Source organism: Actinopolyspora biskrensis, assembly GCF_013408175.1.
In the GTDB taxonomy this organism is placed as follows: Bacteria; Actinomycetota; Actinomycetes; order Mycobacteriales; family Pseudonocardiaceae; genus Actinopolyspora; species Actinopolyspora biskrensis.
Map to the genome: position 1 here is coordinate 419,289 of NZ_JACBYW010000002.1, position 20,220 is coordinate 439,508.

Annotated in this window: 14 protein-coding genes; 8 read left to right on the forward strand and 6 right to left on the reverse strand. The window is 69.5% G+C overall.

From position 1 onward, the window contains the following. The first annotated feature begins 59 nt into the window (after nt 1-59). From FHR84_RS07605 to FHR84_RS07615, 3 genes are read left to right on the forward strand one after another with little or no spacing between them, the layout of a single operon-like run. Nucleotides 60-1,298 carry a glycosyltransferase gene (locus FHR84_RS07605; protein ID WP_179534745.1) on the forward strand — a complete coding sequence of 413 codons (1,239 nt, stop codon included), beginning with the start codon at nt 60-62 and terminating at the stop codon, nt 1,296-1,298. 4 nt (nt 1,299-1,302) lie between these two features. Then, nucleotides 1,303-2,031 (forward strand): class I SAM-dependent methyltransferase, encoded by a 729-nt coding sequence (locus tag FHR84_RS07610; RefSeq protein WP_179534746.1) that lies wholly within the window; start codon nt 1,303-1,305, stop codon nt 2,029-2,031. Continuing rightward, the gene (locus FHR84_RS07615) at nt 2,024-3,124 is read left to right on the forward strand and encodes a glucosidase family protein (protein ID WP_179534747.1); all 1,101 of its coding nucleotides are present in this window, start codon (nt 2,024-2,026) and stop codon (nt 3,122-3,124) included. The genes FHR84_RS07610 and FHR84_RS07615 overlap by 8 nt, the downstream gene beginning before the upstream one ends. On the opposite strand, the gene FHR84_RS07620 is transcribed toward FHR84_RS07615, so the two are convergent. Together FHR84_RS07620 and FHR84_RS07625 are read right to left on the reverse strand one after the other, a co-directional pair. Next, nucleotides 3,077-3,670, reverse strand: a complete 594-nt coding sequence (locus tag FHR84_RS07620) for a class I SAM-dependent methyltransferase (protein WP_343075196.1) — start codon at nt 3,668-3,670, stop codon at nt 3,077-3,079. The genes FHR84_RS07615 and FHR84_RS07620 overlap by 48 nt on opposite strands. A 279-nt stretch (nt 3,671-3,949) precedes the next feature. Continuing rightward, nucleotides 3,950-4,501, reverse strand: coding sequence for a GNAT family N-acetyltransferase (locus FHR84_RS07625; protein ID WP_179534748.1), 552 nt, complete (start codon nt 4,499-4,501; stop codon nt 3,950-3,952). Between the two features lie 529 nt (nt 4,502-5,030). Here FHR84_RS07625 and FHR84_RS07630 point away from each other — a divergent pair. Genes FHR84_RS07630 through FHR84_RS07640 form a run of 3 tightly spaced genes read left to right on the forward strand, consistent with a single transcriptional unit; the run spans nt 5,031 to nt 14,828 of the window. Next, nucleotides 5,031-6,794 carry a fatty acyl-AMP ligase gene (locus tag FHR84_RS07630; protein ID WP_179534749.1) on the forward strand — a complete coding sequence of 588 codons (1,764 nt, stop codon included), beginning with the start codon at nt 5,031-5,033 and terminating at the stop codon, nt 6,792-6,794. Further along, on the forward strand, nt 6,787-13,257 hold the full coding sequence (locus FHR84_RS07635) for a type I polyketide synthase (RefSeq protein ID WP_179534750.1): 6,471 nt from the start codon (nt 6,787-6,789) through the stop codon (nt 13,255-13,257). The genes FHR84_RS07630 and FHR84_RS07635 overlap by 8 nt, the downstream gene beginning before the upstream one ends. Before the next feature lie 2 nt (nt 13,258-13,259). Continuing rightward, on the forward strand, nt 13,260-14,828 hold the full coding sequence (locus tag FHR84_RS07640) for an acyl-CoA carboxylase subunit beta (protein ID WP_179534751.1): 1,569 nt from the start codon (nt 13,260-13,262) through the stop codon (nt 14,826-14,828). 88 nt (nt 14,829-14,916) lie between these two features. On the opposite strand, the gene FHR84_RS07645 is transcribed toward FHR84_RS07640, so the two are convergent. Continuing rightward, on the reverse strand, nt 14,917-16,158 hold the full coding sequence (locus FHR84_RS07645) for a PucR-like N-terminal domain-containing protein (protein WP_179534752.1): 1,242 nt from the start codon (nt 16,156-16,158) through the stop codon (nt 14,917-14,919). Between the two features lie 330 nt (nt 16,159-16,488). Here FHR84_RS07645 and FHR84_RS22325 point away from each other — a divergent pair, with 330 nt between their 5' ends. Beyond that, nucleotides 16,489-16,872 (forward strand): cupin domain-containing protein, encoded by a 384-nt coding sequence (locus FHR84_RS22325; protein ID WP_179534753.1) that lies wholly within the window; start codon nt 16,489-16,491, stop codon nt 16,870-16,872. Nucleotides 16,873-16,990: 118 nt separating this feature from the next. On the opposite strand, the gene FHR84_RS07655 is transcribed toward FHR84_RS22325, so the two are convergent. Both FHR84_RS07655 and FHR84_RS07660 read right to left on the reverse strand, forming a co-directional pair. Then, nucleotides 16,991-17,200, reverse strand: a complete 210-nt coding sequence (locus FHR84_RS07655) for a DUF397 domain-containing protein (RefSeq protein WP_179534754.1) — start codon at nt 17,198-17,200, stop codon at nt 16,991-16,993. Beyond that, the gene (locus tag FHR84_RS07660) at nt 17,197-17,634 is read right to left on the reverse strand and encodes a DUF5753 domain-containing protein (RefSeq protein WP_343075197.1); all 438 of its coding nucleotides are present in this window, start codon (nt 17,632-17,634) and stop codon (nt 17,197-17,199) included. Before FHR84_RS07660 ends, FHR84_RS07655 begins: the two co-directional genes overlap by 4 nt. A 335-nt stretch (nt 17,635-17,969) precedes the next feature. On the opposite strand from FHR84_RS07660, the gene FHR84_RS22835 reads away from it, so the two are divergent. Then, nucleotides 17,970-18,104 carry a hypothetical protein gene (locus FHR84_RS22835; protein WP_281361258.1) on the forward strand — a complete coding sequence of 45 codons (135 nt, stop codon included), beginning with the start codon at nt 17,970-17,972 and terminating at the stop codon, nt 18,102-18,104. Nucleotides 18,105-19,094: 990 nt separating this feature from the next. Here FHR84_RS22835 and FHR84_RS07665 read toward each other — a convergent pair. Beyond that, complete coding sequence (locus FHR84_RS07665; RefSeq protein ID WP_179534756.1) at nt 19,095-19,970, reverse strand: MmyB family transcriptional regulator; 876 nt, start codon at nt 19,968-19,970, stop codon at nt 19,095-19,097. Nucleotides 19,971-20,220: the final 250 nt, after the last annotated feature.

The following is a 20,220-nucleotide window of genomic DNA, read 5'->3' on the forward strand; positions in this document are numbered from 1 at the left end:
GAACCGAAACACGTTTCGGTTCGCCGGTCCCGTGATCTTCCGGGTACGTGAGGTGAATCGTGCGAATCGCTCTGCTGTCCTACCGAAGCAAGCCGCACAGCGGCGGGCAGGGGATCTATGTTCGCCACCTCAGCAGGGGGCTGGCCGAACTGGGGCACGAGGTGGAGGTCTTCTCCGGCCAACCCTATCCGGAACTGGACCACGGAGTGCGCCTGACCGAGGTCCCGAGCCTCGACCTCTACCGTGAGCCGGACCCCTTCCGCACGCCGCACCCTCGTGAACTGCGTGGCCCGCTCGACCTCGCGGAGCTGGGCATCATGTGGACGGCGGGGTTCCCCGAACCGCTCACCTTCAGCCTGCGTGCCGCGCGGATACTGCGCGACAGGGCCCACGAGTTCGACGTCGTACACGACAACCAGTCCCTGGGCTACGGGCTGCTCGGCCTGCGCCGTGCGGGGATCCCGCTGGTCGCCACCGTGCACCACCCGATCACGCACGACCGCCGCGTGGAACTGGAGGCGGCCAGGGGCTGGCGCAAGCTGACCGTGCGGCGCTGGTACGGCTTCCTCCGCATGCAGCGACGCGTGGCGCGGCGGGTTCCGCGGGTGCTGACCGTTTCGCGGTCCTCGGCCGAGGACATCGTCAACGACTTCGGGGTGCCCGGGGACAACCTGCGGGTCGTTCCGCTCGGGGTCGATCCCGGGGTCTTCCGGCCACCGGAGCGCCCCCGCACACCCGGCAGGATCGTCGCCATGGCCAGTGCCGACACCCCGATGAAGGGGATCGACACCCTCCTCGAGGCGGTGGCCAAGCTGCGCACCGAGCGTTCGGTGGAGCTGGTGCTGGTTTCCAAGCCCGTCCGGGGCGGTCCGACCGAGAGGCTGATCGAGGAACTGGGGATCGGCGACATCGTCCACACGGTCAGCGGACTGACCGACACCCGGTTGGCCGAACTGTTCGGTTCGGCCGAGATCGCCTGCGTCCCCTCGCTGTACGAGGGGTTCTCGCTGCCGACCGTCGAGGCCATGGCCTGCGGCACCCCGTTGGTGGCCAGCCGCGCGGGAGCGATTCCCGAGGTGGTCGGAACCGACGGGACCACGGCCGAGCTGGTGCCGCCCGCCGATGTGGAGGCGCTGACCGGAGGGCTCGGTGCCCTGCTCGACGACCCGGACAAGAGGGCAGCACTGGGGCGAGCGGGACGAGCTCGGGTTCTCGCACGTTACAGCTGGGCTTCGGTGGCCGCGGCCACGGTCGACTGCTACGCCGAAGCCATCGAATCGAGCAGGAAAGGGCAGTGAGGCTTTGCTGACGGTGGATTTCGACACGCTCGGGGTGCGGCCGGGTCAACGGGTGTTGGACCTGGGTTGTGGCGCGGGCCGCCACGCCTTCGAGCTTTACCGCAGGGGACTGCGGGTGGTCGCCTTCGACCACGCGGAACAGGACCTCGCCGAGGTGTCCGCGATGTTCGGCGCCATGGAGCAGGAGGGCGAGGTCCCGGACGGAGCGGAAGCCACCACCGTGCAGGGCGACGCCCTCGACCTGCCGTTCCCGGACGAGTCCTTCGACCACGTGATCGCCTCGGAGATCCTCGAACACATTCCCGAGGACGACAAGGTCATGCACGAGCTGGTCCGCGTGCTCAAACCGGGCGGGCGAGTCTCGGTGACCGTGCCCAGCCGGTTCCCGGAGCGGGTGTGCTGGGCGCTGTCCGAGCGGTACCACAACGTCGAGGGCGGGCACGTGCGGATCTACCGCAGGACCCAGCTGCTCGACCGGCTGCGGGCCGCCGGACTGCGCCCGGTTCACCACCACCACGCGCACGCGCTGCACTCCCCGTACTGGTGGTTGAAGTGCGCGGTCGGGGTGGAACGCACCGACCACCCGCTGACCGGGCTCTACCACCGCATGCTGGTGTGGGACATGCTGCACGGGCCGTGGTTGACCCGGACGTTGGAGCGGTTGCTGAACCCGGTGCTGGGCAAGAGCGTGGTCACCTACCTGTACAAGCCCGCGGGGGTGTCAGTTGCCTGAGCTCCCGGCCGTCGACGGAGTGCTGTCGGCGAGCGAGGTGGAGGTCACCGTCGAATCCATCTCGGCGGCCCAGGAGGGTTCCGGGGCGATCCCCTGGTACCCCGGCGGGCACGTGGATCCCTGGGACCACGTGGAGTCGGCCATGGCGTTGTCCGCCGGCGGCATGTTCGAGGCGGCGGAACGCGCCTACGAGTGGTCCGCCCGCACGCAGCGCCAGGACGGGTCGTGGCCGATCCGGATCCGAGCGGGGGAGGTCGAGGACTCCGGCGCGGACACCAATTTCTGCGCTTACCTGGCCGTGGGAGTGTGGCACCACCTGCAGGTCACCGGGGATCTCGCGTTCGCGCGACGGCTGTGGCCGAGCGTGCGGGACGCGATCGACTTCGTGCTCTCCGCGCAACGGCCCCGGGGTGAGATCGCCTGGGCGCTGGGCGCGGACGGCCGGGCGCTGCCGGAAGCACTGCTGACCGGGTGCTCCAGTATCCACCACAGCCTGCGTTGCGCGCTCGCGCTGGCCGACAGGCTGGGGCTGCCCCAGCCGAGTTGGGAGATGGCGCTGGGGCGTCTCGGCCACGTGCTCCGCGAACACCCGGAGATCTTCACCGCCAAGGAGCGCTACTCGATGGACTGGTACTACCCGGTCCTCGGAGGCGCACTGCGCGGGGAACCCGCGCGCGAGCGACTGCGGCGGCGGTGGGACGAGTTCGTCGTGGACGGGCTGGGCGCGTTGTGCGTGGTCGACCATCCCTGGGTCACGGGCGCCGAGACGTGCGAGCTGGTGCTGAGCCTGGACGCGGTCGGCTTCCGCGCGGCGGCGCGCGAGCTGCTCGCCGCCGTCCAGCACCTGCGCGAGCGGGACGGGTCGTACTGGACGGGTTTCGTCTACCCCGACGGGAAGAACTGGCCGGTGGAGCACACCACCTGGACGGCCGCCGCGGTGGTGCTCGCCGCCGACGCGCTTTCCGGAAGTACCCCGGGATGCGGTGTTTTCCGCGCGGAGGAACTGCCCGCGGGCCTGATGGCCGACGGGGCGGAGTGCGGATGTCTAGGGGGAGTCGACACCGCCACCGACGCGCTGCAGCACCCGCAGTGAACCGGTGGCCGAGACCTCCCGGAAGTCCCCGCTGTCGAGGGCCCTCCGGTATATGTGAAACGGAGGGCGTCCCCCATCGGCGGGGTCGGGGAACACGTCGTGGATCAGCAGGGCGCCGCCCTCCCGTATCCGGGGTGCCCAGTTCGCGAAGTCGGCCTGGGCCGCGGACTCGGTGTGACCGCCGTCGACGAACAGCAGGGTGATCGGGGTGCTCCAGATCGAGGCCGTGGTGACCGAGTCGCCCACGACGGCCACGACGTGGTCCTCCAGGCCCGCCTCGGTCATGGTCCGGCGGAAACGTCCCAGGGTGTCCAGCCGTTCGCTGTGCGGGTCCACCAGCTCGGGGTCGTGGTACTCCCAGCCGCGCTGGTGCTCCTCGGAACCGCGGTGGTGATCGACCGTCACGACGGTCCCGCCCGTTCTCCGCGCCGCCGCCCCGAGGTAGACGGTCGACTTCCCGCAGTAGGTGCCGATCTCCACCCCCACGCCGTCGGCGAGGTACTCCACGGCGGCGTCGAACAGGGCCCTTCCCTCGTGCTCCGGCATGAATCCCGTGGCTCGGCGGGCCACGTCGAGCAGCTCCGGGGGAATGGGGACGGCCGGTGAGTCCGGTGACTCGGTCCCGGCGGGCGGCCGTTGTCGTGAGGCGCGGTTCACCCGGTTCCCTTCGTCGCGTTCGGGCTGTTTCGTGAACGGCCCGGTGCTCCGGTGCCGGAGCGACTCGTCCGGTCCGAGCCGGGGGCCGGAAAGCCGGTTCGTCGAAACAGGAGTGCCCCGAAGTCTAGTCCACGACCGCGGCGGGGAGACCGGACGCGTCGGTGCTCTTCAGGTCGGCGGGACGGGGCCGTCGAAGTCGGCGCGCCTGAGCCGGAAGACCTGCAGGTGCAGGCCGTGGTACTTGGTGGTCTCGCCCACCCAGTCCATGCCGATGTTGCGTGCCGTGGCTATGGCCCGCGAGTTCGCGGCCCGCGCCACGGCGAACACCTCGTCGACGTCCTGGGCGAAGGCCCAGCCGAGCAGCGCACGTGCGCCTTCGGTGGCGTAGCCCCTGCCCCATTCGTCCTGGCGTACCTGCCAGCGGATCTCGAGGTCCTCCTCGTAGGGGGGCAGCAACCGGAGGCCGAGGCCTCCCACCAGGACGTTGTCGGAACGACGCACCATGGCCCACCTCCCGGTGGGAGGGGCCAGATTGGGGGCGGCCTCGACCCAGGCGTCCAGCACCGCACGCATCGCGTCCAGGTCGGGGACCCGTTGCATGACCGGAGTGAGCCACATGGCGATCTCGGGGTTGCCGTAGATACGGAAGGCCGCCTCGGCGTCCTCGGCGGCCCAGTCGCGTATCAGCAGTCGTTCGGTTTCCAGCGACAACGACGCCATACCGCCACGCTACCCGCGGAAGGCCCGCGCGGCTGGCCGGTTACCGGATCGTTGTCCGGCGTTTCGCGCTGCCGGTTCGGGCGGGCAACCGGGGCGGAGGAGTGAAGGGATTTCGCCTTCCGCTTTGGTTCCGGGCGGGGTTTCGCGGCGGTTCGCCCTTCGTTCCGCCGTTTTTCTCCGCCTTTCCTCGGTGCGCGGTTTTGTTCGTCGTTCACGTGCTTCCCCGGGGGGACCTTCGGGGGTTTCCACCGGTAGTGGCCCGTCCTCCGGGATGAACCCGGGTCGGGAGGAGCTCGGAGCGGCGAATCGGAGGTGTGCGCGTGGCGCGTGATTATCAGCGGTGTGACAAGAACGCTTTCTCCCGCGCGCAGCGAAATGCGTCGTGGAAAATGTTGCGAATGTTTCCCGTCGGTTGTTGTTGACAGTGGTCGGGCTTCGTGAAATCTTCGAAAAGCGCCGGGTCGCGAATTTCCCGAATAATTGTTATCCGGTTTTCCCGCTCGTTTTTGTCGCACCTCGGGAAGGTTTTATGGAATCAACGACCGCGGAGTTCCCGTCGCGGCGGGACGAAGTCGTGCTGACCGACTACCTGGTTCGGTTCGCGCGGGAGCGCGGGGACAGCACCGCCGTCACGTTCGTCGACTACGCGGTGAGCAAGGACGGACTCGTGCAGTCGACGACGATGCGGGAGCTGCACCGGAGGGTGTGCGCCGTGGCCGCGTGGCTCGGACGGCGCTTCGACCGTGGCGAAAGGGTCGTGATCACGGCTCCGCAGAGCACCGAGTACGTGATCGGTTTCCTCGGGGCGATCCACGCCGGACTGATAGCGGTGCCGCTGTTCTCCCCGGACGCGGCCGGATCCGGGCGGCTCGACGGTGTCCTCGACGACTGCGCCCCCTCCTGCGCGCTCACCGTGAAAGCGGACTTCGACAGGGTCAGGGAGGTGTTGCGCGAACGCGGGGGACGCGGTCCGGGGGAGTGCGTGGCGGTCGACACGATCTCCGACGCGCTGGCCGAGGAGTACGAACGTCCGTCGGTGGGGGACGAGGACGTGGCCTATCTGCAGTACACCTCGGGGTCGACCCGGACACCGGCCGGAGTGGAGATCACCCACGCCAACGTGATCGCCAACGCCGAGCAGGCCCTCGAGGCCTACGTGGGCGGCGACCCGCGGACGAGCACCGTGAGCTGGCTGCCGCTGTTCCACGACATGGGGCTCGTGCTGTCCGTGGCCGCCCCGCTGGTGGGAGGTATCTCGACGGTGCTCATGGATCCGGCCGCGTTCCTGCGGCAACCGGGACGGTGGCTGCGGCAGCTCTCGGTGAGCTCCCCGGCCGTGACGGCGGCCCCGAACTTCGCCTTCGACTACTGCGCGGCCAGGGTCACCGACCGAGAGAAGGCGTGGTTGCGGCTGGACCGGGTCGTGTCGGTGATCAACGGCAGTGAGCCGGTCCGCCCGGCCACGATCGAACGGTTCAACGAGGCGTTCTCCTCCTGCGGGCTTCCCCCCGAGAGCCACCGGTCCTCGTTCGGTCTGGCCGAGGCGACCGTGTTCGTGTCGGTGAGCCCGGCCGGGAACGCGCCGCGAGCGGTCCGCTTCGACCGCGCCGCCCTCGGCGCGAACAGGGCCAGGCCCGCCGAGCGGGGTGTGGAAGCAGGCGAACTGGTCTCCTGCGGGAGGCCCCTCGGCCAGCGGGTGGCCATCGTGGACCCCGACGCGCACCGCCCGCTGGAGGAGGGGGCGGTCGGGGAGATCTGGGTGCGCGGCCCCAACATTGGGCGGGGGTACTGGGGAAGATCCCGGGAGGAGTCGGCGAGCGTGTTCGACGCGCGACTCGCCGAGCCGGGGGAGCTGCCGGAGCGCGGTTGGCTGCGCACCGGCGACCTCGGGGTGTTCCACGAGGGCGAGCTCTACGTGACGGGGCGGATCAAGGACCTGATCGTCCTGGACGGTCGCAACCACTACCCCCAGGACGTCGAGGAGACCGTCGAAGGGTTGGAGCGGTTGCGCAAACACCACACCGCCGCGTTCGCGGTCACCGTCGAGGACGTCGAACGCCTGGTCGTCGTGGCCGAGTACGCGCGTTCGCTGCCGCGGGAGCAACGGGATCCGGTGGAAACAGCCGCGGCGGTGCGCGGGGCGATCGTCGCCGCGCACGGCGTCTCCGCCTACGAGGTGCTCCTGGTGGAACCGGACACGATCCCCCGCACCTCCAGCGGAAAGGTCGCCCGTCGGCCCTGCAGGCAGCGTTATCTGGACAACGAGCTGGTTCCCGAGGACGCACATGATTGAGCACTCCGAGATCCGGGAGTGGCTGGTTCACCGGATCGCCGAGCACACGGGGCAGGAACCGGAGCGGGTGGACACCACTCGCCCCTTCGACGAGTTCGGACTGTCCTCCAGGGACGTGGTGGGGATCTCGGGGGAGCTGGAGAACCTGCTCGGAAGGGGGCTTTCGGCCACCCTGCTCTGGGAGTTCCCCACCGTGGAGCGGTTGGCCGAGGCGTTGGAGGGGACCGAGGCGCGGCCCGGAGGGGAAACCTCGCCCGAACCGGGAGAACCGGTCGCGGTCGTGGGCCTGGGGTGCCGTTTTCCGGGAGTGGACGGGCCCGAGGAGTTCTGGCGGCTGCTCGACGACGGCGCCGACACGATCGGAACCGTCCCGGCGGGGCGGTGGGAGCAGTTCGCCGCGGGGCAGCCGGACCTCCTGGAGGGACTGCCCCGCGCGGGCGGCTACTTCGACGACGTGTCCGGTTTCGACGCGGGCTTCTTCGAGATATCGCCGCGGGAGGCCGAGGTGATGGATCCGCAGCAGCGCCTGCTGCTGGAGGTGGCCTGGGAGGCGCTCGAGCACGCGGGCAGTGCTCCCTCCCGGCTGCGCGGTTCGGCCACGGGAGTGTTCGTGGGGGCTTCCGCGACGGAGTACAGTCACCTCACCGCCGGGGACATCGCGGCGGTCGACGCCTGGACCGGCACCGGCGGCGCCATGAGCGTCATCGCCAACCGGATCTCCTATCTGCTGGACCTGCGTGGCCCGAGCATGGCCGTCGACACCGCCTGCTCCTCCTCGCTGGTCGCGCTGCACCAGGCCTGTGCGAGCCTGCGTTCCGGGGAGAGCAGCACCGCCCTGGCGTGCGGGGTCAATCTGCTGCTGTCCCCGGCGGTCACGGCCAACTTCGCCAGCGCGGGGGCGCTGGCCCCGGACGGGCGCTGCAAGCCCTTCGACGCCGCGGCGGACGGGATCGTCCGCGGCGAGGGCTGCGGCGCCGTGGTGCTCAAACCGCTTTCCGCGGCCGCTCGCGACGGTGACAGGATCCACGCCGTCATCCGCGGGTCCGCCGTGAACTCGGACGGCCGGTCGAACGGCTTGATGGCACCGAACCCCGCCGCGCAGGCGGAACTGCTCCGCACCGCCTACGGGGCCGCCGACCTCGATCCCACCGTGGTGGACTACGTGGAGGCGCACGGGACAGGAACTCTGCTGGGCGATCCGATCGAGGCGCAGGCACTCGGATCGGTGCTGGGAGCCGAACGCGGGGAGCGGCGCCCGGTGCTGCTCGGTTCGGTCAAGGCCAACCTGGGACATCTGGAGGCCGCGGCCGGGATAGCGGGAGTGATCAAGGTCGTGCTCGCGATGCGGCACGGCAGGCTGCCCGCCACCCCCAACCACACCACTCCCAATCCGCACATCCCGCTCGAGCGGGACAACCTCGAGGTCGTGGGACGGACACGTCCCTGGCCCCGCTACTCCGGTGCGGCGCGGGCCGGAGTGTCCGGGTTCGGGTTCGGCGGTACCAACGCCCACGTGGTGCTCGAGTCCTGGGAGGCTCCGCGCCCGGACGGCGCGGGGACGAGCGCGCCGCACACCTTCCTGCTCTCGGGAAGCGGGACCAGGCGGTTGTGCGACACGGCGGGGAGGCTGGCCGACTGGCTGCGCCGGCCTGCCGGTGAACGCACTCCGCTCGGCGACGTGGCCCGCACGCTGCTGCACGGACGCCAACACCATGCCGAGCGGGCGGCGGTGGTCACCGATGACCGTTCCGAGCTGGCCGAGAGGCTGCGCTCGCTGGCGGCGGGGGAGACCGGCCCCGGGGTCCTGCGTGGCAGGAAGGACCCCGGTGGGAACGGGCCGGTCTGGGTGTTTTCCGGATACGGCTCGCAGTGGCCCGGCATGTGTCGTGGACTGGTGCGCTCCGAACCGGCCTTCGCCGGCTTCCTGGAGGAGCACGATGCGGAGTTCCGCGCCGTCGCGGGGTTCTCGCTGCTCGACGCGCTGTCCGCGGGGGAGGAGCTCGGGGGGCTCTACCGTTGCCAGCTCGGCCTGTTCGGGACCCAGCTCGCCCTGGCGCGGCTGTGGCGCTCGCGAGGAGTGCGGCCGAGCGCGGTCATCGGCCATTCGATGGGGGAGGTGGCCGCTGCGGTGGCGGTCGGGTCCCTGGAGCACAGGCAGGGACTCGAGGTCATGGACACCCGGACACGTCTGCTGAGCGAGACGGAGCTCGCAGGCGGGGGTGCGATGGCCGCTCTGGAGGGGTCGGCCGAGGAGGTCGAGGAGTTGAGCGACTGGTTCCCCGGAGTGGTGCCTGCCGTGCGAACCTCCTCCCGGAGGTGCACCGTCGCCGGACCGGCGGACGAGATCGAGCTGATCGCGAAGCACTTCCGGCGGAGGGACCGCACGGCGAAGGTCCTCGACGTCTCCGGCGCGGGGCACACGGCGGCCGTGGAGCCACTGCTGGAACGACTGCGCGCGGAACTCGCCGAGCTGACCCCCTCCGAACCGGACGCGCCCGTCTACAGCACGGCGCACGAGGACCCGCGCGCTCTTCCCCTCTTCGACGGCCCCTACTGGGCACGGAACCTGCGCTCGCCGGTGCGGCTGGACAGGGCCGTGCACGCGGCCGCGGCCGACGGGTTCGACACTTTCCTGGAGATAGCTCCGCACCCGATCGTCTCCGGAGGGCTGGAGGAGTCGTTGACCGACGCGGGGGTCGCTTCGCCGCGGATCGCGTTCAGCTGCCTGCGGGACACCGACGACACGGTGACCTTCCGCGAGAACCTGGCTCGACTGTGGGTGGACGGGCACGTGCCCGAGCAGCAGGGCGAGGGCGCTCCTCCGGAGGAGCTCGCCGAACTGCCGCCCGCCGCGTGGCGGCACGAGAGCTTCTGGGTCTCCCGGCGGAAGCGGGCCACCGGATCCGCGGAACATCCACTGCTCGGCGAGCGCGTGGAACTCCCGACGGGACAGCTCGTTTGGCGGGGCGATGTGGGCACCTCGCTCCTGCCGTGGCTGGGCGATCACCGGGTGCACGGGACCGGGGTGCTGGCAGGATCCGCCTACCTGGAGATGGCGCTGACCGCGGCGCTGCGGACGTGGCGTGCCGAACCGGCCGCACCGGTCGTCCGGGAACTGGAACTGAGCGATCTGCTCGTGCTGAGCGAGGAGGTCGCGGTCACGACGGTGGGCACCCCTCACGAGGCGGGGGTGACGGTCGAGGTTTTCTCCCGCTCGGCCTCGGGGGAGTGGACCCGTCACGCCGCGGCGGAGGTGGTTCCGGACGGGCAGCGGCATCCCGGCACGGTGGAGGACGAATCGGCCTCGGCGGAGAACGTCGAGATCTACCGCGCGCTGCGCGCCGGGGGGCAGGACTACGGTCCGGCGTTCCGGCCGATAGAGACGGTACGGGCCCGCGCGGGACGCGCCGCAGCCGAACTGGCCCTCCCCGACGAGGCGGGGCCTTCGAAAGGTTTCCGCGCACATCCGGCGCTGGTCGACGGATGTCTGCAGAGCCTCGTCGCCGCGGCTCTCGCTCCGGAGAGCCCGCTGTCCACCACCGAGCTGTTCGTCCCGGTGCTTTTCCGCGACGTCCGCGTGTTCGACGAGTTGCCGGAACGGCTCCGGTGCTCTTCCACGCTGGACGGTTATGTCGACGACACGCACGTGAGTGGTTCGGTGCTGGTCACCGACGAGCGTGGCCGGGCGGTGCTGGAGATCGGCGAGGTGCGGGCCCGCCGCGTCGGGGCGACCCCGGTGCCACGGGAGCTCTCCGAGGCGTTGCTGCGGCACGAGTGGGAACCGGCCCGGGCGCCGGAGCGGGCAGCTCGCGCGGGGAAGTGGCTACTGCTCGGTGACCTGCCCGAGTTGGCCGAACAGCTGCGGCGGAGTGGTGAACGGGTGTCGCTGCGGGCCCGCTTGGACGATTCCGGGACACCGGAAGCGCCGGACGAGCTCACCGCCGCCCCCGAGCTTCCGTTCCGCGGGGTGGTCCTCGCGGCCCACGAGAGCGATCCGGAGCCCGCGCACGAGGAGCGGCAGCGTTCGCTGCTCCGGCTCTCCGAGCTGGTGCGGTGGTCGCGGGCCCGTCCCGACCCACCCGAACGACTGTGGATCCTCAGCTCGGCCCGGCACAACGCGGAGCTGCGAGCCCTGGTGCGCGTGCTGGCCCTCGAAGCCCCGGGGCTGCGCGTCTCACTGGTGGAGGGGGAGCCGGCGGCGCGGTCGCTGGCGGCCGAACTGTGCGCCGAGGAGTCCGAGGACGACGTCCGCTGGGTGGGCGAACAGCGTCACGTGGCCAGGCTGCGCCGCGGATTCCCGGACCACGGGGGAGCCGGGTTCGGGGTGCGCCCGGAGGGGTACGTGATAACCGGCGGGCTGGGTGGTCTCGGACTGACCTTCGCGCACTGGCTGGTGGATCGCGGAGCGCGTCGCGTCGTGCTCAACGGGCGCGGGCGACCGTCTCCCGCCGCCGAGCGCCAGATCGAGCTGCTGCGGGACAAGGGCGCGGAGACAGCGGTGGTCCACGGGGACATCGCCGAGCCGGGGGTGGCCGAGCGGCTGGTCACCGCTGCCACCGAGGGATCCACGGCACTGCGCGGAGTGCTGCACGCCGCCGGTGTGCTGGCGGACGCGGAGTGCGCGGAGCTCGACGGGACGAGTCTGGAGCGGGTCTGGCGCCCCAAAGTCCGTGGCGGGCAGCGGTTGCACGAGGCGACCGAGGGGGTGGAACTGGACTGGTGGGTGGCGTTCTCCTCCGCGGCCGCGCTGCTCGGTTCTCCCGGTCAGACCGCCTATGCGGCGGCCAACGGGGCGCTGGACGACCTGGTCCGCCTGCGGAGGGAGCGGGGACTGGTCGCCACGAGTGTGCAGTGGGGCGTCTGGGGCGAGGTCGGTGCTGCCGGTGGGAACTTCGACGACGTGCTCCCGCCGTTGTCCACGAAGTCCGGAGTGGAGGCGTTCGAGAAGTTGCTCGCCCCGCGGGAAGCCGTCACGGGGCTGGCCTGGCTGAACGGGAACCGGGCCGCCGCGCGTTTTCCCGAGCTGGGGCGGCGCCCGTTCTTCCGGGAGTTGGTCACCGGCGCTTCGCCCCGGGCGGGCGAGTTCGACGACGCGGAGGGGTTGAGCGAGCTGCCCCCGGAGGAGGCCCTGGAACGGCTCACCGTGGTGCTGACCGAGCTGCTCGGAGCGGTATGCGGAACCGCCTCCGGGGAGATCGACGCGGACGCCGCGCTCACCGAACTCGGGTTCGACTCGTTGATGGCGATGCGTGCGCGCAACGCGGTCGAGAGCCGTTTCGGGGTGTCCGTGCCCGCGGCGCTGTTGCTGCGCGGGGCGAGCACCACCGAGCTCGCGGTGCACCTCGCGAACAGGCTCGGCGTCGAGACGGACGGTGCTCCCGCCACCGGCCGGACTTCGGTCGGCCCGCGGGACGCCACCGAGCGCTGGATCGCCCACCTGTGGCGGCAGGCCCTCGGGCTGGACGCGGTCGGGGTCGACCGGGACTTCCGTTCCGTCGGAGGCGACGACTCGGCGGCCGCGGAAATATCGGCCGCGGTCGGGGAAAGGCTCGGCGAGCCGGTGCCGGGGCTTTTCGAGCACCCGACGATAGAGCGGATGTCCGACCTGGTGCGGGAGCGCTTCGAGTCGGCGGGCGGGCCCGTGCGCGAGCTGCGTTCCGCGGGCGGTGCGACCCCGCTGTTCCTGTTCCACCCGGCGGGCGGTCCCACGAGCGTCTACCAGCCGTTGACGGAGCTGCTCGGCGCGGACCAGCCCTGTTACGGCCTCGAGCGGCTGGACCGGTTCGACACCGTGGAGGACAAGGCCTCCGAGTACCTGTCCCTGATCCGCGGCATCCAGCCGCACGGCCCGTACCGCCTGGGCGGTTGGTCGTTCGGCGGCTGTCTGGCCTTCGAGACGGCACGCCGGATCGAGCAGGCGGGCGAGCGGGTGGAGCTGGTGGTGCTCATCGACACGATCCTCCCGCTGCCCTCGGAGGAGGAAAACCGGGGTGAGCTGGTCACGCGGCGTTTCGGGAGGTTCGTCGAGCACGTCGAGCACACCTACGGCGTTTCGCTCGGGATCTCCGTCGAGCGGTTGGCCGAGTCCGACGAGCGGGAGCAGCTGGAGCACGTCATGAACGCTCTGGCCGAGTCGGAGGCGAACATCGGCCACGGGGTGCTGCGGCACCAGTACACCTCCTACGTGGACGCCCGGATCGCCGAGCGCTACAGGCCGGCGAACCACGAGGGACCCGTGGTGCTCTACCGCGCGGAGAGGGCCGAGCACACCACCACCAAGCTCGATCCGCGGTACCTGCGCTCGGACGAGACGCTCGGCTGGGACGAGTTCGCGAGCGCTCTCGAAGTCGTCCGCGTTCCCGGGGACCACCTCTCGATGATCGACCCGCCCAACGTGGAGCGGATCGCCGAGCACCTTCGCGGTCTGCTCGGCGACGGAGGCAGCGGCCCGGTGAGGGAGTGACCATGTCGGACGAGGACGCACGCGGCACGGCCGGACGCATCGCGGACCTGGAGCGCAGGCACCGCGCGGCGACTTCCGAGGCGGACGAGAGGGCACGCGGCAAGCAGCACCCGAGGGGCAAGGGCACCGCCAGGGAACGCGTCGAGTCGCTCGTGGACGAGGGGTCCTTCGTGGAGACGGGCGAGTTCGTGCTGCGGCGCGACGACCGCCGCGGCGGTGAGGACGAACGGGTCTACGGGGACGGGGTGGTCACCGGACACGCCACCGTGGATGGGAGGCGGGTCTGCCTGTTCTCGCACGACTTCACCACGTTCGGCGGAAGCATGGGCGAGGCCTTCGGAGAGAAGGTGCTCAGGGTCATGGACCTGGCGCTGAGCACCGGCTGCCCCGTCATCGGCATCAACGACTCGGGAGGGGCCCGCATCCAGGAAGGGGTCACCTCGCTGGCCTACTACGCGGAACTGGCCCGGCGGAGCTCCAGCGCTTCCGGGGTGGTGCCGCAGATATCCGTGATCACGGGACCGTGCGCGGGCGGTGCCGTCTACACCCCGGCGATCACCGACTTCACCGTCATGGTCGAGGGGACCTCGCGGATGTTCGTCACCGGTCCGGAGGTGGTCCGCTCGACGACCGGCGAGGAGGTGACGGGTGAGGAGCTCGGCGGGGCCGGTGCCAACGCCGCGGCGGGCAACGTCCACTACGTCGCCGCGGACGAGGAGGACGCGTTCGACTGGGTCAGGGCGCTGCTGGCCCACCTGCCCGCCAACAACCTGGAAGCCCCTCCCGAGTTTCCCGAGAGCGCCGCCGCGCCCGCCGAAGAGCTCGACACGGTGATCCCCGACTCCCCGAACCGTCACTACGACATGTTCGGCGTGCTCAGCCGCGTGCTCGACGAGGGGGAGCTGCTGGAGGTGCAGTCCTCGTCCGCGCCGAACATGCTGTGCGGGTTCGGGCGGTTGCGGGGGAGAACCGTGGGGGTGGTGGCCAACCAGCCGATGTGCCGTTCCGGAATCATCGACATAGCCGCCAGCGAGAAGGCGGCCCGGTTCGTGCGGTTCTGCGACGCGTTCAACGTCCCCCTGCTGACCTTCGCCGACGTGCCCGGATACCTGCCGGGCAGCGAACAGGAGCGCGGGGGGATCATCCGGCGCGGGGCCAAGCTGGTCTACGCGTACTCGGAGGCCACCGTTCCCAAGATCACCGTGGTCACCAGGAAGGCCTACGGCGGTGGGTACGCGGTGATGGGCTCCAAGCATCTCGGTGCGGACATGAACTTCGCCTGGCCCACCTCCGAGATAGCCGTCATGGGAGCGGAGGGCGCCGTGGAGCTGCTCCACCGCGACGAACTGGCAGCGGCCACCGCGAACGGTTCGGTGGAGGAGGTGCGCGCCAAGCTCGTCGAGGAGTACCGCGAGGTGTTCGCCAACCCGTACACGGCGGCGGAGCGGGGGTACGTGGACGCGGTGATCAGGCCTTCGCGGACGCGGGCTGAGCTGGACGCCTCACTGCGGGTGCTGGAGTCCAAGCGCGAGCAGGGGCCTCCGAGAAAGCACAGCACGATGCCCCTGTGAGCGTCCGCGTGAGCGACGCCCCTGCGACGGTGCCGTGCTCCTGCCGGGGAGGTTTCCGGGGTGCGCGGCCGGCGAGCCGGTCGGCGGTTCAGCCGCCCGGCCACTCCGTGCCGGTCCCGTCGTCTCCGGTGAGCATGTTCGACGCGCGCAGCGCGATCTCCATGTCGAATCGCACCTCGGGGTCGTGCAGGTCCTGCCCGAACAGCTCGTCCAGCTGACGCAGCCGGTAGCGCACGGTCTGCGGGTGCACCCGCAGGCGCTGGGCCACCTCGGGCGCTCCGCCCCGGGTCTGCAGCCAGCTCAGCAGGGTCGCGGCGAGACGCGCCCGCTGCTTGGGGCGCAGTTCGGTCAGCGGGGAGAGCCTGCGCCTGGCCAGTTCCCGGACCAGGTGCTCGTCCTGGAGCAGCAGAATGCTGGACAGGTCCTCGTGGCAGTGGTTGACGCGTCTGTCCGGCCAGGCGCCGGAGCGGATCAGCCCCATGAGGCTGCGGCACCAGCGCAACGACTTGTCGGCCCGGTGCAGCGGGACGGGAGACCCGAGCACGACCCGCCAGCCGGCGAGTTCGGCGGCCCAGTCGATCCGATCGGGTTCGCCGTGGTCGCTGGGGACGAGCACGTGCGGCTCGGCGCATTCCAGGTCCACCAGGGCGTTCCACTGGGCCAGGGGAGTGGTGGTGCTCGGATCGGTCCTCTCGTACTGCTCCAGCGCCGCCACGGTCACCTGCCCGGGCAGCTTCCACTGCGCCGTGCTCGCCGCGTCCTCGACGGTTCGTGCCGGTGCCTGCGGTTCCGAGACGAGCAGTTCCAGGAGTCTTCTGCGTCTGCGGGCGATGGTTCCCGCCGCTCTGGCCTGGGCCGCGGCGTAGCCCTCCACCGACAGGGTGGTGAGCTCGTCGATGTGGGCGAAGATGGCCTCGCCGAGCAGCAGCGTGGTGCGCGGGGCTATGCGTACCCGTTCGCTCAGGTTGGCGACCCGGCGCCAGGCCAGTCTGGCCCCGATGCGGTAGGCGGCCTGCAGGCTGTCCAGGCTGCGCCCCTCGCGCATCTCGGCCTTGCCGAGGGCGCGGTGCACCTCGGCGCAGCGCCGCAGCGGGGTGGCCGGGTCGGCGATGCGTTCGACGAACCGGCCGAGGGCCTCCTCGATTCCGCGGCGGATCGCGTACACGTAGTTCCGGTCGAGCGGCCTGGCGTACTCGGGTATCTGCCGTTGGATCTCGGTCAGGATCTGGTTGGCCAGACTGGGGATCTCGGGACGCAGCAGTGGTGCCAGGTCGTCGGGGAGCGCCGCCCACAGTCGTCTCGTCTCGGTGCTGTTCGCCGGTTTCGTCATGACACTCCCTCTCGGGGCGCAGCGTTGTGCGGCCCGGTCCGTGTGCCGTCTCCGTACTACTGATGAGTAACCACTCTAGTGACTGTTTCTCCCGATGCTTAATCGCCCGTACGGGTGAGGGTTGTTGTTCGTGTCGTGCCACCGGAAAAGCACGTGGCTCTTGTGCGCTCGACTCGTTTCGGGAAAACGGCACTATGAAGTGCAACTGCATTTGCACGGTTCCTCGGGCGGAGCTTCGGAAGTGTGCTCGTCGTCCGCCGAAGAAATGCCTCACGACGAAGAAATCGTAGGTCGGAGAGTACGGTGCGCTTCCCGTGCGAGGATGCGCTCGTGGTCAATCAACCGGTCGACATCGCCGAGGAGCTGTCCCTGGTCTCCGAGCACTGGTCCCCCAAGGTGGTGAGCCGGCTCAACGACTACGAGATCAAGGTGGTGAAACTGGAGGGGGAGTTCGTCTGGCACACCCACGAGGACACCGACGAGCTGTTCCTGGTGGTCAGCGGGGAGTTGACCATCCAGCTGCGGGACGGGGACGTGCACCTGAGCCCCGGCCAGCTCCACGTGGTCCCGCGCGGGGTGGAGCACTGCCCACTCGCCGAGGGCGAGGTGCACGCGGTGCTCGTCGAACCGACCGGGGTGGTCAACACCGGTGACGCGACCGACGGCTCGTTGAGGGCCTCCTACGACGACTCGCCGGCGGAGGGGAGTTCCTGAACCGGCCGGGTCGGCTCCGCCGCGTCACCGGCCGTTCGGTGGGGTGAACTCCCGTGGTGTTTCCGGACCGGTCGCCAGATCGGTCCGGGCGCGGACAGCTCGACACGGCGTTCGTCGCTCAGTCCCGGTCGAAGGTGCCGCGACGCGTGGTACTCAGGAAGCTGTTCCAGCGTGGGTGGTCGAACACCAGCACGGCGCCGTCGGGGTCCTTCGAATCCCGCGTAGCTACCCCGCCGGTCGGGTAGGCGACCTCGACGCAGTTACCGCTCTGGTCCGAGCTGTGGCTGCTCTTCCGCCAGTTCGACTGCTGTAGCTCTGTACGGATCATGAAAGTCCTTCGACTGCGTCTGCGAGCAGAGACAGTGAATCAGACGGGCCCAACGCCAGGCCCTGGAGATGTTGAAACGCGATCTCGTGCTCTTTGAGCTCCCACGGTTCTTCGAGGTACAGAGATCCGGTGCGATGTTCCGGGTAGACGACACCGGGGTCGGTGCTCTCGGGAAACTTCAAGATCGTGAAGCTGCCGAGCATACCGGGATGAGCCCCGCTGGAGGTCCTCAGAACCTGCACTGCCACACGAGGAAGCTCGGCCATGGCGACGAGGTGTTGCAACTGCGCATGCATCACTGCTGCGCCGCCGACGTTTCGGTGCAGTGCTGCTTCGTCGAGTACAACCCAGAGTCGCAACGGGTTCGAATCTTCGAACGCTGCTCGTCGCTGTAGCCGCAGTTCGATGCGACGCTGGAGAGCGGCATCGTCGATCTCTGCCGTGCCACTCCTCGGCCACTTCTCCGCGTTCGGGTGCGGCCTCCTTGCGCAGGCGCGTCAGCTCGTGAGCCAGCCACCTGCGCCACACGGTCGGACTCGAGACCACGCCGGACCTGCGCTCCTGTGCCTGTCTGACCAGATCTCCCACCACGCGCGTGTGCTCGCCAACAGTGTCTCCTGTACTGGGAGGGCCGTAGCACGCCATCCGATCAGGCGATAGCAAAACTTAGTCGCTAAGTTTGGCGTCTAATTTATGTCGGAGATCGTATCCGCTCCTTCGGAGCGCGCTCCGGCTCGGATCAGCAACTCTCGCGTGTCAGGAGGTGGTCATGAGCGACAACGAGATCCTCGGGGTCGAGGCCGAGCAGCTGGAACCGCTCGGCAGCTTCTCCTCGGCGGAGAGCGCCCGCGACCTGTTCGGGCTGACCCGCGAACTGCGCCTGGTGTGGCTGCCCGAGGCGTGAGCCGTCCGAGCGGGGAGGGAAGTAGGTCAGGCCCTCGGTTGCTCCGGCCGCGCGCACGAAAAGCCCGCTGACCCGCCGCTTCCGGTGGATCAGCGGGCTTCGCCGCTGGTCGGGACGGCGGAATTCGAACCCCCTGGCCCAGCAGTGTGCGGATGAACGCTTGCCCTGCGGATCTCGTCGAGTTAGTGAAGTACCGTTGATTCGGCGCAGTGGTCCGATCCTGCCCGGAACGAACGAACTGAGGATTTTTCGTGGAGTTCGTGGACAACGTGGGATCGAAGTGGAAGGTGAGTCGCCAGTGGATCGTCTGGCCACGTAAGTTTCGTTTCCGGGGGGCGGGGCGAGCCGTCCTTGTTCGACGGAGTCAATGATCTGTCCGGTTTTGTCGTTGCGCTCACAATCATGTTCTTGATTTCATTTCCAAGTCCGTTCGAGGTGCCTGCTCAAATGATTCTGGCTCCGTTTGTGTTTCTCTTGCTGGTCGTGGGGGCGTGAAAGCTCCCGTGTTGATCTACTGTCTCGGCAAGGTCGTACGGTCGGATGAAGGTGGTCGTCGGCCCGTGCGGCGGAGCGGGCCCCTTGAGTCGTGGTTTGTCAAGATTACTGGATTTCACAGTGCCGGGATGTTCAAGGAAGCGGTCGCAGGCTTCATCGAGGAACACGGTCGCAGGTGCTGATGTCCGAACGTTTCTGCGCAAGCTCAGCGCGCGACCCGGACGCAGGGGCAGAGGTTCTCTTCCCGAGACCGTGCGCTTCATCAACGCAGTCCTGCACAGCGCACTGTGACCTGCGGTGCGTGGGGAGCTGAGCGGACGCAACGTCGCCAAGCTCGTGCCGTCCCGAGCATCGCTGATCACGAAGTCGCACTGGTGGAACCTCGCGAGGTCCCCGCCGGTTGATCGTGGACGTCCAGCAGCCCGCTCCCATCCGGGCCGGACGGGAGCGCAGGGCAGGCATCACGTCACGAGTGTGGTGTCCGCCCTGGTGTGATCACTCGACGCGTGCGGTGGGGGTTGTCCGAGGCACGGACATGAGGGTGTGTGTCCGTTCGCGGGTCGCGGTGCCCGGCTTCGGAAGCAGGACAACCACGCGCAGATCCGGGTGGTCGGCGATCTGCACGGTCGTGCGTTGGAAGACCAGCCGCCCGGCCGCTGAGTGTTGGACGACTTTCTCGCCCAACGCCGTCTCTTCGACATCCTGCTGTTCCCAGAGCCGGGCGAACGCCGGGCTGTGCTCCAGAAGACGGCTGATGATCTCGTCGAACCTCGGATCGTCCGGATATCGAGCCTTGTTCGAGCGGAACTCCGCGACGAGGGACGGTGCCATCGCCTCCCACTCGGGAAGCGACTGGTGCGGGCCGTGCTCGTCGACAAAGCCGTCCAAGCAGCTCCGCAGCTGTCCCACCTCGCCGAAGAGCACCTCGACGGCGGCGTTGCCGTGGAGGTACCGCCAGTAGCGGTCCAAGACGTAGGCGGGGTTCGGGAACCATTCCTCGACGAGCGAGACGACATGCTTCGGGACGGGTGGTGCGGACGGGGCCTCCGCCTGAGCAGTGGAGGCTGGAGTGTGCCCGGCCAGACGGTAGAGGTGTGCCTGCTCGGCACTGTTGAGCCGGAGAGCGTCGCTGACCGCGTCGAGGATGCTTGTCGTGACGGTGATTCGACGCCCCTGCTCCAGCCATGTGTACCAGGTGAGACCGATACCGGCGAGCGAGGCGACTTCCTCGCGTCGCAGCCCCGGCGTCCGTCGCCGCCCCGCGGCGGGGAGTCCCACTTCTTGCGGTGAAAGCCGGGCCCGGCGGTTTCGCAGAAAATCCCGGAGAGCGTTCCGCCGTTGTCCCGCTTCTGCTTCTGGGGTGGTAGTCACACCAATAGCATAAATTGCAACTCGGCCTGCGTGATCGAGGGTGAGAGGCTGACAAGGTGTCGGTCGTTTCGCTCAGCACGGCGAAGCAACCGTGAACAGCGGTGCAAACATTGCCGGCTCACGTGCGGGACGCCACACCGAATTCCGGGAACGAGTCAACGGAGCGGGGAGATCAGCCACTCTGGATTTCCTCTGCTGCGTACCGGATGAATTTCCCGCGTCCATCGACGTGAACTACGCGTTGAGCTGG

Excerpts from the sequence above, each read along its gene's own strand:
- FHR84_RS07620 (WP_343075196.1), bottom strand. The coding sequence starts at position 3,670 with ATGCCGGAGCACGAGGGAAGGGCCCTGTTCGACGCCGCCGTGGAGTAC.
- FHR84_RS07625 (WP_179534748.1), bottom strand. The coding sequence starts at position 4,501 with ATGGCGTCGTTGTCGCTGGAAACCGAACGACTGCTGATACGCGACTGG.
- FHR84_RS07630 (WP_179534749.1), top strand. The coding sequence starts at position 5,031 with ATGGAATCAACGACCGCGGAGTTCCCGTCGCGGCGGGACGAAGTCGTG.
- FHR84_RS07635 (WP_179534750.1), top strand. The coding sequence starts at position 6,787 with ATGATTGAGCACTCCGAGATCCGGGAGTGGCTGGTTCACCGGATCGCC.
- FHR84_RS07640 (WP_179534751.1), top strand. The coding sequence starts at position 13,260 with ATGTCGGACGAGGACGCACGCGGCACGGCCGGACGCATCGCGGACCTG.
- FHR84_RS07645 (WP_179534752.1), bottom strand. The coding sequence starts at position 16,158 with ATGACGAAACCGGCGAACAGCACCGAGACGAGACGACTGTGGGCGGCG.
- FHR84_RS07655 (WP_179534754.1), bottom strand. The coding sequence starts at position 17,200 with ATGATCCGTACAGAGCTACAGCAGTCGAACTGGCGGAAGAGCAGCCAC.
- FHR84_RS22835 (WP_281361258.1), top strand. The coding sequence starts at position 17,970 with ATGAGCGACAACGAGATCCTCGGGGTCGAGGCCGAGCAGCTGGAACCG.